Raw genomic sequence first — 15992 nt, 5'->3', positions numbered from 1 at the left:
TCATGCTTAATATTTCTAAAGATAATAACGTACTTATTACGCCGGGTAAATACAAATCGATTACCAGCGTTGCCAAAAGACCTCATTATAAAATTTTAAACAGAGTTATAATTGGATTCCTGATTTTTTTAGTCGCATGTCTTTTTTTGCCATGGACACAAAATATTTCAGGAAGTGGTTCTGTAACCACTTTAAAACCAGATCAGAGACCGCAAACGGTACATAATGCCATTGCCGGACGTATCGAAAAATGGTACGTTCAGGAAGGTGATTATGTAAAAAAAGGAGATACCATTGTTTTTATATCTGAGGTGAAAGAAGATTACCTGGACCCGAATCTGGTGAATAATACAAAGCAACAGGTTGAAGCCAAAAAAATGGCGGTAGAATCGTATGGCGATAAAGTAAATTCTCTTGATGTTCAGGCACAATCTCTTAATACAGAAAGACAATTAAAATTGCAGCAGGCGCAAAATAAAATAAAACAAGCTCAGCTGAAAATTAAAAGCGACAGCATGGATCTTGAAGCGGTTAAAACACAATTAAGAATTGCTAAAACACAATTTGATCGTTCGACGGCGCTTAATAAAGAAGGTTTAAAACCGCTAACAGATGTGGAGCAAAAACGATTAAAACTTCAGGAATCTGAGGCTTATATCATTACTCAGCAAAACAAACTTTTGAGCAGTAAAAACGAGCTGATAAATGCAAGAGTTGAAATAAACCGAATCACGGCTGAATATTCTGAAAAAATATCAAAATCAAGAAGTGATAAATTTACCGCTTTAAGCACACAATATGATACTGAAGCTCAGGTGAATAAATTAGAAAATCAGTATACAAATTACAGATTGAGAAATGGTTTGTATTATATTACTGCACCGCAGAGCGGTTACGTAAACCGTGCCTTGCTGGCGGGTCTTGGAGAAACGATTAAAGAAGGAACTTCAATTGTAAGTATTATGCCGGCAAGCTACGATATTGCTGTAGAAACGTATGTTGATCCTATCGATTTGCCGTTGGTTCATCGTGGTGCAAAAGTTAGAGTTTGGTTTGACGGATGGCCAAGAATTGTTTTCTCAGGCTGGCCGGGATTATCTTATGGAACATACGGAGGAAAAGTCGTAGCAATTGAAAACTTTATTAGTGCGAATGGAAAATACAGAATACTTGTTTCTCCGGACGGTCCTGATAACAAATGGCCAAAAGAACTGAGCATTGGAGCAGGAGCGCAGAGTATTGCTTTACTTGAAACAGTTTCTGTGTGGTATGAAATATGGCGAAACCTGAATGGTTTCCCTCCAAATTATTATAAGTCAGATGAAAAGGAGGCAAAAAATGGAAAAGAGAAAAAATAAATTGAAATGGACTGTACTTTCTCTTTTGTTTTTATTCGGCTTTTCTGCGATTTATAGTCAGGATTTTAATAAAGAAGAACTGAGTTACAGCGAATATTTAGGATATGTAAAAAAATACCATCCGCTGGTAAAACAGGCCAATCTTGAGATTACAAATGCTCAGGCGGCATTGATGCTGGCGCGCGGTGGTTTTGATCCGAAAATTGAAGTGGATTACAATAAAAAAGAGTTCAAAGGAACTGAATATTATTCATTATTAAACAGCAGTTTTAAAATTCCGACCTGGTACGGAATTGAAATTAAAGCAGGTTTTGATGATACCGACGGACAATATTATAATCCGCAGAATCGTACGCCTGATAACGGATTAACTTCTTTGGGAATCAGCGTTGCGCTTGGACAGGGAATGTTCATCAACCAGCGTATGGCCGATGTTAGAGAAGGAAAACTGCAGTTAAAATTAAGCGATGCACAACGAAAACTAAAAGCAATTGAAGTTTTGTATAAAGCAAGTGAAGCTTATTTTGAATGGAGAAAAAGCTACAACGAAGCCGAACTTTATAAAAGATATTTAGGTTTTGCCAGCACACGTTTTCAAGGTGTTAAAAAACTAATTGAACTTGGCGATGCGCCTGCAATTGACAGTGTTGAAGCTGGAATCACTGTTAGAAACAGAGAATTGAACGTAGAAAACGGGAACCTGAAATTAGCAAAAGCCAAATTGTATTTGTCTAATTATTTGTGGATTGAAAATGTTCCGGTTGAATTAGGAGATATGGTTAAACCTGAAGAAAATCTAATTTTAACGCTTGAAGAAACATTAAAAACAGATGCCATGATGGTGAATGTAGAATCACTGGATTCACACCCAAAAATTCAGGCACTGGAAACTAAAATGTCGATGCTGGAAGTTAACCGGCAATTGAAGGCAAATTCACTGCTTCCGAAATTAAATGTTGGTTATAATTATATTTCTGAACCTCAATATTTTGATTCGTTTAATGCTGATGATTACAAGTTTAATATTGATTTCAGTATTCCGATTTTCCTGAGAAAGGAGAGAGGAAGCCTGAAAATGGCAAAACTTAAAATTCAGGATTTAAAGTTTGATATAGAACAGCAAAGACTAGAATTAAAAAACAAAATAAAAGCACAGCAAACTGAAATTGCTTCGCTAAAAAGGCAAAAAAACGTAATTGATAATCTGGTAAAAGATTACGTGACAATGCTGAATTCTGAAGAGAAACTGTTTTCTTTTGGCGAAAGTTCGATTTTCCTGATTAATTCCAGAGAAAATAATTTGGTTAGTGCTAAGCTTTCGCAAATTAGCATTGAAAATCAGTTTTATATTTCGAATGCTGAGTTGTATAAGATTTTGGCCAATCCAGATTAATTTGAAGCCTGTAATGCATTCCGTAGGAATGTTTGGTTGGTAGAAAAAATATTACCCAACGGCATTTACGTTCCGTAGGAACGTTTGAAATATTATGTGTTACAAATAATGAGATAATCAAACATTCCTATGGAACGTATAAATGGGTAACAATATCATTTTCTACCGACGAAATGTTCCTCTGGAACATAAATCCCATAAAATAAAAAAGGGATTGTTTCTACTTTTGAAACAGTCCCTTTTTTATTTTTTAATTAAAATTTGCCTGCAAATTCTTTAGCAAAATCCTCCAATTTTGTTTTTCCATCTATAGAAGAATTACTCGTAATGAAATGTTCAGCAATTTTTCCGGTTTTTAAACCAACTCCCATTTCAGTATAAAGCTTTGCAATTTCTTCAGGAATTCCGGCTTGTGTCATTCCTTCAAACGATTGTTCATCTGTAAATTCTACCCAAGGTAATTCTGGTTTTGCAATTGCCGCTCCAAAAACTTTTGCAGCATCTGCCGGAGTTCGAAGGTCGCTTACAATATAACGAACATTTTTTACTGATGGTGTTTTCTGTAGTTCTTCGGCGACAGCCAAAGCAATATCAGCAGGATGTACTAAAGGAATTTTTACATCAGTTGGATAATTTCCACCCATAATTCCTGCGCCTTTAATCATCGGAACATCATTATAAAAATTAGTATAAAAATAACCCGCTCTTAAAAAAGTAACAGAAGCATTAAGCTCATTATATAATTTCTCAATTTGATAAAGTCCGGCAATCGGACCAGTTCCTGATGGTAAATCGGCTCCAATACTGCTTAACATAACCACTCTTTTTACGTTTGCATTTTCGATCGCTGTTGCAAAAGATTTTCCTGCAGCAACTGTATTGGCAATTACATTAGCACCGCCTAAATTTGGTGGCGTCATCGCAAAAAGGGCATCAGCATTTTTGAATGTTTCAGTCAAAAAATCAGCATCGCTTACAGAGCCAATTGCAGCTTTTGCACCAAGATTTTCTATTTCCGCTTTTCTGTCAGCGCTGCTGCTGATAACCGTTACATCGTGTCCGGCAGCAACTAAATTGACAGTTAAAGGTTTTCCGATGTTCCCTAAAGAACCTGATAGTATAATTTTCATATATATAATTTTTTTTATTACAGTTACAAAGGTATCTTTGTACTTACTTTTATACAAGTACTTACCCTAAAGTATGTATTATGGCAGCAATTAAAGAATCATCGACAATTCAGGAAAATAAGCAATATGCATTGGAAAAATGTCCGGTTACGTTTGTAATGGAAAAAATAGGAGGTTATTGGAAACCCATTATTATTTGGCATTTATCTGGCGGTGATAAACGTTACAGTGAATTAAAAAGAGCTATTCCGGCTGTGACAGAAAAAATGCTTATTCAGCACTTAAAACAATTAGAAGCTGATGGTTTGGTTATTAGAGATGCAAAACCTGTGGTGCCTCCGTTTGTAACTTATCGTTTAAGCAATGCTGGAGAAGGTTTGCTGCCTGTTATTGAGGCAATGGCGGCGTGGGCTTTTAAGGTTAAGGATGGCGTTTTTGTATAATCTTATTTAAAATTCCGATTTCAACCAGATTGAAATCGGACTCTGCAATATGAACTGGATTGAAATCCAGCCCTACAATATAAACCGAGCCGTTGGCTCTTTATTTTGATACCGAAGAATTTAGATTCATATTGTAGGACCGGATTTCAATCCGGTTTAATTTCATCGTAACGCCGGATTTCAATCCGTTTAACTTGCAGCTTTGTCACTTTGTCACTTTGCACCTAAAATTACTTAACCACTGTCGCTTCCAATTCTACTTTAACGGTTTCAAAAAGGCTTTTTACTTCCATTAAAGTTGTGGCTTGTTGAATGTTGTGTTTTGCAATCCATTCCTGCAGAATGTTGAAGTGCGGCCAAAGCTCAGCAGTTGCCGTTGTATAGATTGTTAGTCTTACGATACCGCTGCATTCGTAACCAGCTTCGGTAATTACTTGTTCCAGATTTTGGATCGCCAGTTTTAACTGCGATTCCATGTTTTCGTTACTTGAAATTCCTTCGGCATTTATAGCAGTCTGCCCTGAAACATATAATGTTCCTGCCGGATTTTTTACTTCAACTGCCTGATTGTAGCTGCGTTCATTTTGCCATTTCCACGGATTAATAACTCTTTTTTCCATTTGATTTCCTTTTTTAGTTTGTGCCAATATTGGCATTGCTGTGATTAATAATAATCCTAAAAATTTTGTTGTTTTTTTCACGATTACAGTTTTAAATTTATACTGCAAAATTGAAAATAACTTATGGAAACAGGTCTTGACATTTGTCACGAATATGAAGTGCGAAATGTCACATTTATGAAGATAATCGGCTTAAAGTCTCCCGCGACACGCCTAAATAAGAAGCAATAAGACTTTTAGGAACACGCTGAAAAAGGGTTGGATATTGTTTTAAAAGCTGTTCGTAACGTTCTTTTGGATTAGAAGTCATCCAGGAAATAATACGACGCTGTGAGGCAAGAAAACCAAAGTTGGCTTTTTCCAGTAAAAAACGCAGCATTTTAGGGGAATTATCGCAGAGATTTTTATAATCATCGAGTGTAAAACAAAGCACTTCGGTATCTTCCAGACACTCTAAAGACATTGTCGCTTTTGTTTGAGTGAAAAAAGCATAATAATCGCTTTCCCACCAGTCTTCCATAGCAAATGAAGCAATATGCTGTTTTAGAGATTCATCGGTGTAAACCAATTTTAAAAGTCCGGAAATTATAAAATAAGCATATTTTACATCATCGCCTTCCTGAATTAAAAATTGATGTTTTTTAAATTTTTTGGTGATAAAATGCTGACTGATAAATGAAAATTCTTCATCTGTTAGTTTTATTATTTTTTCGATATGTTCCCGAAGTTTTTCCTGCATGTTAAGATCAAAGATATTTAAATTTTTGATGATCAAAAAGATTAAATATCGACATGACCGAATTCATATTAAACCGGATTGAAATCCGGCCCTACAATATAAATCGTATTAACACCCAGAATGTAAAATTCCGCAGGAATGATTTATATTGTAGGGCTGGATTTCAATCCAGTTCATATATACCGGATTTTAATCCGTTTTCAATTTATTTTTGCGGAATATAAATATTAAACGTCGCGCCTTCCATAGGTTTTGCTGTTGCGCTGATAAAACCATTATGATTTTCGACAATCTTTTTTACAATGGCAAGGCCAATTCCGGTTCCGTCATAAATATCTCTGCTGTGTAATCTTTGAAAAACGCCAAATATTTTTTCGCTGTGTTCCGGTTCAAAACCAATTCCGTTGTCCTTAAAACTTATATGGCAATAATTTTCAGTTGGTGATAATTTATCATTTTGTAATTCTTCACCTTTTACAATTCGGCTTTTAATTTCGATTTGCAGTGGAATTTCCTTCTGAGAAAACTTCAAGGCATTGTTTACCAGATTCTCAACAAGCTGAATAAATAAAAACGGAATAATATTTATTTTGCCATGAAGTTCTGTTGTTATCAAAGCATTTTTCTCCTTGATATTTTCCCGAAGTGCTTCTTTTACATCTTCGATAATGATATTAAGATCGGTATTTTCGTAAATACGATCTGTAATATTGGTTCTTGAAAAAGTCAAAAGATCATTGATTAATTCCCGCATTCGGTTTGTCGAATACAAAATACGCTCAAATTTTGCCTTTCCATCGGGACTTAAATTTGGGTATTCTTTTGCCAGAATAATGTTGGTAAAAGTCTGAATTTTTCGCAGCGGTTCCTGTAAATCATGACTCGAAATATGCGTGAAAGCATCAAGTTCAGTGTTTTTCTTTTTTAATTCAGTGGCGTATTTTTCAATCGCAATATACTGCTCGGCCAGTTCTTCATTGGCTTTTGTAATTCGGGCATTGAGTGCTGCTGTTTCTTCTTCTTTAATAATTAATTCTCTGTTTTTTTTATACAATTCTGTAAAAACCATAACCTTCGCCTGAAGTATTTCGGCAGATAATGGTTTTATCATATAATCTACAGCACCAGATTGATATCCTTTAAAAATATAATCTGAAGTATTCATATTGGCAGTTAAAAAGATGATAGGCACATGTTTGAGTTTATCGCTCTGGCGGATGAGCTCAGCAGTTTCAAAACCATCCATTAAGGGCATCTGCACATCCATAAGGATAATGGCAAAATCCTGATTTTTAAGCAGAATTCGCAATGCATCCTTACCAGAAGTCGCTTCTACAAACTCATAACCTCTATCAGCAAGTATAACCTGAAGAGAAAGCAGATTTTCCTTTTTATCATCGACTATTAGTATTTTAACCGAATGTTCTTCTTTGGGGTTTTGGCTTTTCATAATACAAAATTATTTTAACCATACTCTCATTAAAGAGGACAATTGTTCAACATTTACCGGTTTTGTGATATAATCAGATGCGCCGGATTCGATGCATCTTTGTCTGTCACCTTTCATTGCTTTTGCTGTTACGGCAATGATCGTCAGATCTTTATGTTTTACATTTTTTCTGATGATTTTCATGGTTTCATAACCGTCTAATTCCGGCATCATGATATCCATCAAAACAATATCAATTTTTATGTTTTGACTTAAAATATCGATTGCTTCATGTCCGCTTTCTGCACTAATTACTTCTAATCCAAAGCGTTCCAGAGCTGTAGTCAATGCAAATAAATTTCGGACATCGTCATCGACTAAAAGTACTTTTTTATTAATCAAAACATCTTCTTTTAGATAATATGTTTCAATTCTGTCTTTCATTGTTTCTGGAAGATCTTTATGAACACGATGCATAAAGAGCGCCGTTTGGTCGACTAATTCATCGATTGAAGAGGCACTTTTTGTAATAATGCTGTGCGCAAAACGACCTAATTTACTGCGTTGTTTTTTGTTGACATCTCCGGCCGAATGTATAATAATTGCTGTTTCTCCGCTAATATTGTTTTCTAAATCGCTGATTAAATCAAGTCCGTCAGCATCCGGAAGAACCAAATCTAAAATGATGCAGTCAAAAGATTTTTCTTTGATAAATTCTACCGCTTCTTTGGCTGTTAATGCAGTCGAAATTGAAATATCGTCTCCTTTTACAGCTTCAACGATTCGTTTTAAATCAATTTTATTATCATCGACAACCAGAAGATTTTTTTCTTTTTTGTCTTTGAAATCCTGAATGTCATTAAAAAGAGAAGTCAGTAATTCATTTTTGACCGGTTTAACAAAGAAATTTCGTGCACCGCGCTTTAAGCCTTTATTTCTTTCATCTTCGCCAGAAATGATGTAAACCGGAATATGACGAAGCGTAAAATCGGTTTTTAATCGGTCCAGAATTTTCCATCCGCTGGTATCCGGCATATTCAAATCCATAGTAATAGCGTGAGGCTGAAACTGATTGATATAATCAACAACATCATTTCCACGGGTGGTTACAATGGCCTTTATATCATGCTGATGCGCTCTTTCTAATAAAATTTTGGCAAAAGTTATATTGTCTTCGGCAATTAAAAGAATTTTGTCATCAGGTTTGATATTCGTTCGGTCGTCGCCAACTTCATCTACAAAATATAAATCAATATCTGATTTTTTGAAACTTGCTGATGGAAGCGATTTTAAACGGCTTTTTCCGGCGTGAATAACATTTGTTTCTTCGTTAACACTGATGTTTTCTAATTCCGGAATATGAACAAATTTTAAAGGCAGGAATAAGGTAAATTTACTTCCAATATTGGTGTCACTTTCTAATTCGATGCTTCCGCCTAATAAATCAGAAAGTCCTCGGCTGATGGATAATCCTAAACCGGTTCCGCCATATTTACGGCTTGTAGAACCTTCTGCTTGTTGGAAAGCTTCAAAAATGATGTTTTGTTTTTCTTTAGAAATTCCGATTCCGGTATCTGAAATTTCAAAAGCGACAACGGCTTCGGCATTATCCAGACTGCCGTTTTTGGTTTTCCAGTTGTTTTCTGCTTTGTAAATGTGCAGTTTCACTTCGCCTTTCTCAGTAAATTTAAATGAATTTGAAAGAAGGTTTTTCAAAATCTGATTTAGTCTTTGCGAATCGGTTTCCATTGCATCCGGAAGATTATCATCCATAATAATCTCAAATTGAAGATGTTTTGCCTGAGAAATAGGATTGAAGGTAGACTCAACAAATCGGCTGATTTCGGCAAAAGTAATAGGGTTATAATCAACAGAAATATAACCGGATTCAATTTTAGAAAGGTCAAGAATATCGTTAATAAGCTGAATTAAGTCATCTCCGCAGGCGTTGATCGTTTTGGCAAACTGAATTTGTTTTTCGGATAAATTCCCGTCGCGGTTGGCGATTAATTCGTTGGCTAAAATCTGTAAACTGTTTAGCGGAGTTCTAAGCTCATGCGACATATTGGCCAAAAATTCTGATTTGTATTTTGAAGTAAGTGTAAGCTGATCTGCTTTTTCTTCCAAAGCTTTACGGGCAACTTCGACTTCCTGATTTTTAAGCTCAACTTCTTCTTTTTGATTAGCCAGTAGAATAGCTTTTTCTTCCAGTTCTTCGTTGGTATTTTTTAATACTTCCTGCTGACTTTTCAGCTCGCTTGCCAGCGATTGTGATTGTACCAATAATTCTTCGGTTCTTGAATTTGATTCGATCGTGTTTAATACAATACCAATACTTTCTGTTAATCCTTCAAGGAAATCTAAATGTGTCTGGCTAAAGGTATCAAGTGAAGCTAATTCAATAACTGCTTTAAGTCTTCCTTCAAATAATACCGGAAGAATAATGACATCTTTTGGCTTCGCATCTCCCAAACCAGAATTGATTCTGATGTAATCTTTTGGAACATTACTCAATATAATTCTTTCTTTTTCAATCGCTACCTGACCAATAAGTCCTTCGCCCATAGCATATTGAGTAGGGGAGTTTTTACGTTTGATGTAAGCATACGAAGCAATTAAATTCAATTTAGAATCCATGAATTGTTCGCCTTCTTCCAAAATATAGAAAAGTCCGTGCTGTGCAGTAACCACGGCTGCCAGCTCAGATAAGATTTTCATGGTAACAGATTTTAGCTCTTTTTGTCCCTGAAGCATTTGGGTAAATTTAGCTAAGTTTGATTTCAGCCAGTCTTGTTCCTGATTACGTAAAGTAGTTGCTTTAAGATTTGAAATCATTTGATTTATAGTATCTTTAAGAGCTTCAACTTCACCTTTTGCTTCAACACCAATTGTTCGCGTTAAATCTCCCTGTGTTACCGCTGATGCTACCTCAGAAATCGCACGAACCTGAGTCGTAAGATTCGCTGCCAGCTGATTTACGTTTTCAGTTAAATTTTTCCAGGTTCCAGATGCTCCCGGAACATTTGCTTGTCCTCCCAATTTTCCTTCGGCACCTACTTCACGGGCAACTGTAGTTACCTGATCAGAGAAAGTCGCCAGAGTGTCAATCATCTCATTAATAGTATCAGTAAGCTGTGCTACTTCACCTTTTGCATCAATAGATAATTTTTGTTTTAAATTTCCTTTTGCTACAGATGTTACGACTTTTGCAATTCCACGAACTTGTCCCGTTAAGTTAGACGCCATTACGTTAACCGAGTCTGTTAAATCTTTCCAGGTTCCGGCAACCCCTTTTACTTCAGATTGTCCACCTAGTTTTCCTTCTGTACCCACTTCACGTGCCACACGCGTTACCTCCGATGCGAAAGAGTTTAGCTGTTCCACCATCGTGTTGAAAGTGTTTTTCAAATCGAGGATTTCACCTTTTACGTCAACGGTAATTTGTTTTGAAAGGTCACCATTGGCAACGGCTTTTGTTACATCGGCAATATTACGCACCTGTCCGGTTAAGTTAGAGGCCATTTGGTTCACAGAATCCGTTAAATCTTTCCAGGTTCCGGCAACTCCCGGTACGAATGCTTGTCCGCCCAGTTTTCCGTCAGTTCCCACCTCACGCGCCACACGGGTTACCTCAGAGGCAAAGGCACGAAGCTGATCCACCATTGTATTTACGGTTTCTTTTAATTGCAAAATCTCCCCACGAACGTCGGCCGTAATTTTTTTGGACATATCTCCGTTTGCAACGGCAATCGTAACCTCAGCAATATTACGTACCTGAGTCGTTAAGTTACCCGCCATTTGGTTAACAGAATCGGTCAAATCTTTCCATGTTCCGGCAACTCCTGGAACGTTTGCTTGTCCGCCCAGTTTTCCTTCGGTACCTACTTCACGTGCCACACGAGTTACCTCAGAGGCGAATTCACGAAGCTGATCCACCATCGTATTCAGGGTTTCTTTCAATTGAAGAATCTCTCCGCGAACGTCAACGGTAATTTTTCGGGACATATCTCCATTTGCCACGGCAATCGCCACATCGGCAATATTACGTACCTGAGCGGTAAGGTTTCCTGCCATTTGGTTCACCGAATCTGTTAAATCTTTCCATGTTCCGGCAACTCCGGGAACGTTAGCTTGTCCGCCCAGTTTTCCTTCAGTTCCTACTTCTCGCGAAACCCTTGTAACCTCTGATGCAAAGCCTCGAAGCTGATCCACCATCGTATTAATGGTATTTTTAAGCTCTAAGATTTCTCCTTTTACGTCAACGGTAATCTGGAGAGATAAATCTCCTTTTGCTACGGCTGTTGTAACTTCGGCAATATTACGTACCTGTCCGGTTAGGTTGGATGCCATTTGGTTAACGGAATCTGTTAAATCTTTCCATGTTCCGCCGACACCTTCAACCTGTGCTTGTCCGCCCAGTTTTCCTTCTGTACCAACCTCACGTGCCACACGCGTTACCTCAGAAGCGAAAGAGTTCAGCTGACCCACCATCGTATTAATTGTGTTTTTCAGCTCTAAGATTTCTCCTTTGGTATCAACGGTAATCTGGCGTGATAAATCTCCTTTTGCTACGGCAGTTGTTACTTCGGCAATATTACGTACCTGTCCGGTTAAGTTCGATGCCATTTGGTTAACCGAATCGGTTAAATCTTTCCATGTTCCGCCGACACCTTTTACTTTTGCCTGACCGCCGAGTTTTCCTTCGGTACCAACCTCAAGTGCCACACGCGTAACCTCAGATGAGAAAGAGTTCAGCTGATCTACCATCGTGTTAATGGTTTTCTTTAATTCGAGGATTTCTCCTTCGGCTACAGCCGTAATTTTTTTAGAAAGGTCACCATTTGCTACCGCTGTTGTAACCTCGGCGATATTACGTACTTGTCCTGTCAGGTTAGAAGCCATTTGGTTAACAGAATCGGTTAAATCTTTCCATGTTCCACCAACACCTTTTACTTTGGCCTGACCTCCCAATTTTCCTTCCGAACCAACCTCACGTGCCACACGGGTTACCTCGGCACCAAAAGAGTTCAACTGATCCACCATGGTATTGATGGTATTTTTTAATTCGAGGATTTCTCCCTCAACGTTTACAGTAATTTTTTTGGATAAATCTCCTTTTGCCACGGCTGTCGTTACCTCGGCAATATTACGCACCTGACCTGTTAAGTTGGATGCCATTTGGTTTACAGAATCAGTCAAATCTTTCCAAACTCCACCAACACCTCGTACTCTGGCTTGTCCGCCCAGTTTTCCTTCTGAACCTACCTCACGTGCCACACGCGTAACCTCTGAAGAGAAAGAGTTCAGCTGATCCACCATGGTATTAATGGTATCTTTTAACTCCAGAATTTCTCCTTTTACGTCTACGGTAATTTTTTTCGAAAGATCTCCTTTTGCCACCGCTGTTGTTACATCGGCAATATTACGTACCTGACCGGTTAGGTTAGAGGCCATTTGGTTTACCGAATCCGTTAAATCTTTCCATGTTCCACCAACTCCTTTTACCTGCGCCTGTCCGCCTAGTTTTCCTTCCGTACCTACCTCACGTGCCACACGCGTAACCTCAGAAGAGAAGGAATTCAGCTGATCTACCATGGTGTTGATGGTGTTTTTTAATTCCTGAATTTCACCTTTTACGTCTACGGTAATTTTTTTCGATAAATCTCCTTTTGCCACCGCTGTTGTTACATCGGCAATATTACGTACCTGCCCCGTAAGGTTACTTGCCATTTTATTTACAGAATCGGTCAAATCTTTCCATACACCGCCCACACCACGAACTTTTGCCTGACCGCCCAGTTTTCCGTCTGTACCAACCTCACGCGCCACACGGGTAACCTCCATCGAGAAAAGATTCAGCTGTTTTACCATTCCGTTTACCTCTTTGGCAATTCTGAGGAATTCTCCCTGAAGCGGATTTCCTTCAATAGCTAAAGGCATTTCCTGAGAAAGATTTCCTTTTGCTACTGAGGTAATTACGTGTGCTATTTCAATCGTTGGATGAACCAGGTCAGAAATTAATGTGTTGACAGAATCCACACAGGAACTCCAGGAACCACGTGCGCCATCCAGAACTACACGATTGGTTAATTTACCTTGTTTACCGATGCTTTTTCCAACTTTTTGAAACTCAAAAACCATTCTTTCGTTTAGGTCTATGATTTCATTTAAAGTATCACAAATTGATCTTTTTATTCCGTTTTGATCCGTTGGAAAACGTTGCGAAAAATTTCCATTTTTTACTTTCAGTAAAATTTTTAAAAATTCCGCATCGTTAAGAATAGATTCTTCGGTCTCAATTTTTTTTATTTTCGTTCCAGATTTTTTTTGATCTGTTATGATGGGCATTGCGATTAGTGCCTCATTTTGTGACAGCTTATCGATGTGTTTTGCTTTTTTCATAATTAGGCAGGCGAGGTTGGAAATTTTAGATTTTAGATTTTAGATTTTAGATTTTAGATTTTAGACTTTGGATTTTGGATTTTTAATTTTTAATTGATATTGCCATTGGTTTTTTTAACTGCTTTCATTCAATAAAATTTTCCTTAAATGAAACTGTACAAAGGCATCCATAGAATCAGGTCTTTTGGTATTGTCTGTATAATTCAATGGTTTTATGATATATCCTGAAATACCCAGTCCTTCGGCTGTTGTTCTGTCATTACTTTCTGACGATGTGGTCATGATAAATACCTTTAGATCTTTTAGACTTTTATCTGTCCTAAGAATTTTTAGAAATTCAATTCCATTCATTTTAGGCATGTTTATGTCCAGAAGAATAACATCAGGAACAAGCGGATTGTTTTCATTTCTAAGCAGTTTTAGAGCTTCGAGTCCGTTGTAAGCTGTATGCAGTATGTATTCTATTTCTAACTTTTTTAAAGAACGTTCTACCGAAATAGTATCCAGTTCGTCATCATCGATCAGTAAAATGTTTGGTTTTCTCATAATGCTTTATTGTTTCTCCAGGTAAAAGTAAATTCGGTTCCTTCGCCTAGTTTAGATTGAACGTTTATAGTTTCTCCCTGTTCGTCTATTATTTTTTTTACAATTGCAAGACCAATGCCCGTGCTTTCTACTTCATTTTTCTCTCTCAGGGTTTGAAATATTTCAAATATTTTTTGATGGTATTCAGGATCAATACCAATTCCGTTGTCTTTTACTGAAAATTCATAGACGTTTAATATTTTTTCGCATTTTATTTCAATGCGTGGATTTTGATTTTTAGAATATTTTACGGCATTACTAATTAAGTTAGAAAATACTTGTTCCAGTTTTAAACGTTCGGTAAAAATTTTAGGCAGATTGATTATTTCCAGTTTAAATTTTCTGGGAACAATTGACTGTGTGATTTCATGAACCATTGCGTTTGTATCTACTAATTCGGGATTGGTTTTACGGTTTATTCTTGCGTAATCTAATAGACCGTTAATAAGGTCTTCCATGCGTTGTGTTCTTTTAGGAATTATGCTGAGATAATTTTTCAGGGCAGGAGAGAGCTCATTTGATAAATCTTCTTCGATCCAGCTTATAACATTATATATTCCCCGAAGGGGCGCTTTTAAATCGTGTGAAACTACATAAGCAAATTTGTTCAGCTCAGCATTTTTGTTTTCCAGTTCCTGAATATTTTTCTCCAGTCGACGCGACATTATGTTTAAAGAAGATGACAAAGCACTCAGTTCATCATTTCTGTAATCTTCAACTATGGTAAATTTTCCTTTAGAAATAGTATCGGCAACACGAACCATTGAATTGATTCGGTTTGTAATCATTATTACAATATAGGCTGTGCTTGAAATGCCGACAAAAATGGTAAGCGATAAAAATATTAATGAATATGTTCTGGTTTTACGCAGGGATTCTAACAGCATTTGGCTGTGATGTTTTCGGGTTTTGTACTCGATTTTATCAAAACGCTTAAACTTTTTTGTAATGGCATCATTGATATTTTTCCCCACATGTTTTTTTAGTTTATTGTCTAAAAGATTTTGATAAACAACCGGATTTCCATTTCTTGACTGTATTAATTCCGAAGTATATGCGAGCCATTCATGATGAAGCTGACCGATTGAATCGATAATGGACCGCTGTGTATTATTGATTCCGATAAGTGATCGCTGTTCTTTTAAAAATTCAGGAACTTGTTTTATTCCTCTATAATATTCACCTAAAAAAGTAGTGTCGTTTGTCAGGAAATAACCTCGTACAGCACTTTGCATTTCAAGAATGGCTCTGTGTGTTTTGTTTGAATTCCTGATAACTGATTCGGATTTTGAAAGGAATTGAGAATTTAGATGTACTTTTTGAGATAAGGTATAATTGGTATATGAATCTGCAACAGAGAGTAAAATGATAAGCGTAAATGCCAAAAGTATTTGAGTAGATAATTTCATTGTCTTTCTGTTAAGAATACCAAAGGCACCATGATTTAACAATAAAAAAGCGGAAACCGAAAAAAGGCTTACAATGGTAAAAAACAACAATCATTATGACAGATAATGACCTAATATTTTTTTTAATTCATTTAAGTTGTTTGGCTTTGATATAAAATCGTCTGCACCGTAGTTTTTTGCTTTCTTTTTTATTTCTTCAAATTGTGAAGTTGAAAAAACTATAATGGGAATATTTTTAATGCTTTCCTGCTTTTTAATTTCTATTAGAAATTCAAGACCTGACATAATAGGCATATTAAGATCAAGAAAAATTACATCAGGACTAATTTTTTTATGGATTAATTTATTAAGCGCTTCGACAGGATTTTGTATTGATACATATTCTGCTGTTGAAACGGCTTGTAAAGCTTCCATAAAAAATTCGCAATCGTCAATATCATCGTCAATCTGCAATATATTTTTATAAATCATTTTATAACTTTAA

General features: G+C 36.6%; 11 protein-coding genes. 3 read left to right on the top strand and 8 right to left on the bottom strand.

The window, feature by feature from the left end; genetic code table 11:
• The first annotated feature begins 2 nt into the window (after positions 1–2).
• Complete coding sequence (locus ABDW27_RS01865) at positions 3–1358, top strand: biotin/lipoyl-binding protein (RefSeq protein WP_343694356.1); 1356 nt, start codon at positions 3–5, stop codon at positions 1356–1358.
• Positions 1339–2751 carry a TolC family protein gene (locus ABDW27_RS01860; RefSeq protein WP_343694355.1) on the top strand — a complete coding sequence of 471 codons (1413 nt, stop codon included), beginning with the start codon at positions 1339–1341 and terminating at the stop codon, positions 2749–2751. Before ABDW27_RS01865 ends, ABDW27_RS01860 begins: the two co-directional genes overlap by 20 nt.
• A gap of 254 nt (positions 2752–3005) precedes the next feature.
• On the opposite strand, the gene ABDW27_RS01855 is transcribed toward ABDW27_RS01860, so the two are convergent.
• Complete coding sequence (locus ABDW27_RS01855) at positions 3006–3881, bottom strand: NAD(P)H-binding protein (protein ID WP_343694354.1); 876 nt, start codon at positions 3879–3881, stop codon at positions 3006–3008.
• Positions 3882–3961: 80 nt separating this feature from the next.
• On the opposite strand from ABDW27_RS01855, the gene ABDW27_RS01850 reads away from it, so the two are divergent.
• Entirely contained in the window at positions 3962–4324 is a 363-nt protein-coding gene (locus ABDW27_RS01850; RefSeq protein ID WP_343694353.1) for a helix-turn-helix domain-containing protein, read from the top strand.
• A 230-nt stretch (positions 4325–4554) separates the two neighbouring features.
• Here ABDW27_RS01850 and ABDW27_RS01845 read toward each other — a convergent pair whose 3' ends face one another.
• The 7 genes from ABDW27_RS01845 to ABDW27_RS01815 all read right to left on the bottom strand — a co-directional run bounded on the left by ABDW27_RS01845 (position 4555) and on the right by ABDW27_RS01815 (position 15979).
• Positions 4555–4944 carry a RidA family protein gene (locus ABDW27_RS01845; protein ID WP_343695268.1) on the bottom strand — a complete coding sequence of 130 codons (390 nt, stop codon included), beginning with the start codon at positions 4942–4944 and terminating at the stop codon, positions 4555–4557.
• Positions 4945–5119: 175 nt separating this feature from the next.
• Positions 5120–5683, bottom strand: a complete 564-nt coding sequence (locus tag ABDW27_RS01840) for a Crp/Fnr family transcriptional regulator (protein WP_343694352.1) — start codon at positions 5681–5683, stop codon at positions 5120–5122.
• Between the two features lie 205 nt (positions 5684–5888).
• A complete protein-coding gene (locus ABDW27_RS01835; protein ID WP_343694351.1) occupies positions 5889–7133 on the bottom strand; it encodes a response regulator in 1245 nt (414 codons plus the stop codon).
• A 9-nt stretch (positions 7134–7142) separates the two neighbouring features.
• A complete protein-coding gene (locus ABDW27_RS01830) occupies positions 7143–13514 on the bottom strand; it encodes a HAMP domain-containing protein (RefSeq protein ID WP_343694350.1) in 6372 nt (2123 codons plus the stop codon).
• Between the two features lie 114 nt (positions 13515–13628).
• A complete protein-coding gene (locus ABDW27_RS01825; RefSeq protein WP_343694349.1) occupies positions 13629–14060 on the bottom strand; it encodes a response regulator in 432 nt (143 codons plus the stop codon).
• Entirely contained in the window at positions 14057–15508 is a 1452-nt protein-coding gene (locus ABDW27_RS01820; RefSeq protein WP_343694348.1) for an ATP-binding protein, read from the bottom strand. The genes ABDW27_RS01825 and ABDW27_RS01820 overlap by 4 nt, the downstream gene beginning before the upstream one ends.
• A gap of 93 nt (positions 15509–15601) precedes the next feature.
• Complete coding sequence (locus tag ABDW27_RS01815) at positions 15602–15979, bottom strand: response regulator (RefSeq protein ID WP_343694347.1); 378 nt, start codon at positions 15977–15979, stop codon at positions 15602–15604.
• Between the last annotated feature and the right edge of the window lie 13 nt (positions 15980–15992).

This window comes from Flavobacterium sp., assembly GCF_039595935.1.
GTDB lineage: Bacteria > Bacteroidota > Bacteroidia > Flavobacteriales > Flavobacteriaceae > Flavobacterium.
Note: the sequence above shows the minus strand (reverse complement) of the source record. Positions and strands in the feature narration are given on the sequence as shown.

Excerpts from the sequence above, each read along its gene's own strand:
- ABDW27_RS01865 (WP_343694356.1), top strand. The coding sequence starts at position 3 with ATGCTTAATATTTCTAAAGATAATAACGTACTTATTACGCCGGGTAAA.
- ABDW27_RS01860 (WP_343694355.1), top strand. The coding sequence starts at position 1,339 with ATGGAAAAGAGAAAAAATAAATTGAAATGGACTGTACTTTCTCTTTTG.
- ABDW27_RS01855 (WP_343694354.1), bottom strand. The coding sequence starts at position 3,881 with ATGAAAATTATACTATCAGGTTCTTTAGGGAACATCGGAAAACCTTTA.
- ABDW27_RS01850 (WP_343694353.1), top strand. The coding sequence starts at position 3,962 with ATGGCAGCAATTAAAGAATCATCGACAATTCAGGAAAATAAGCAATAT.
- ABDW27_RS01845 (WP_343695268.1), bottom strand. The coding sequence starts at position 4,944 with ATGGAAAAAAGAGTTATTAATCCGTGGAAATGGCAAAATGAACGCAGC.
- ABDW27_RS01840 (WP_343694352.1), bottom strand. The coding sequence starts at position 5,683 with ATGCAGGAAAAACTTCGGGAACATATCGAAAAAATAATAAAACTAACA.
- ABDW27_RS01835 (WP_343694351.1), bottom strand. The coding sequence starts at position 7,133 with ATGAAAAGCCAAAACCCCAAAGAAGAACATTCGGTTAAAATACTAATA.
- ABDW27_RS01830 (WP_343694350.1), bottom strand. The coding sequence starts at position 13,514 with ATGAAAAAAGCAAAACACATCGATAAGCTGTCACAAAATGAGGCACTA.
- ABDW27_RS01825 (WP_343694349.1), bottom strand. The coding sequence starts at position 14,060 with ATGAGAAAACCAAACATTTTACTGATCGATGATGACGAACTGGATACT.
- ABDW27_RS01820 (WP_343694348.1), bottom strand. The coding sequence starts at position 15,508 with ATGAAATTATCTACTCAAATACTTTTGGCATTTACGCTTATCATTTTA.
- ABDW27_RS01815 (WP_343694347.1), bottom strand. The coding sequence starts at position 15,979 with ATGATTTATAAAAATATATTGCAGATTGACGATGATATTGACGATTGC.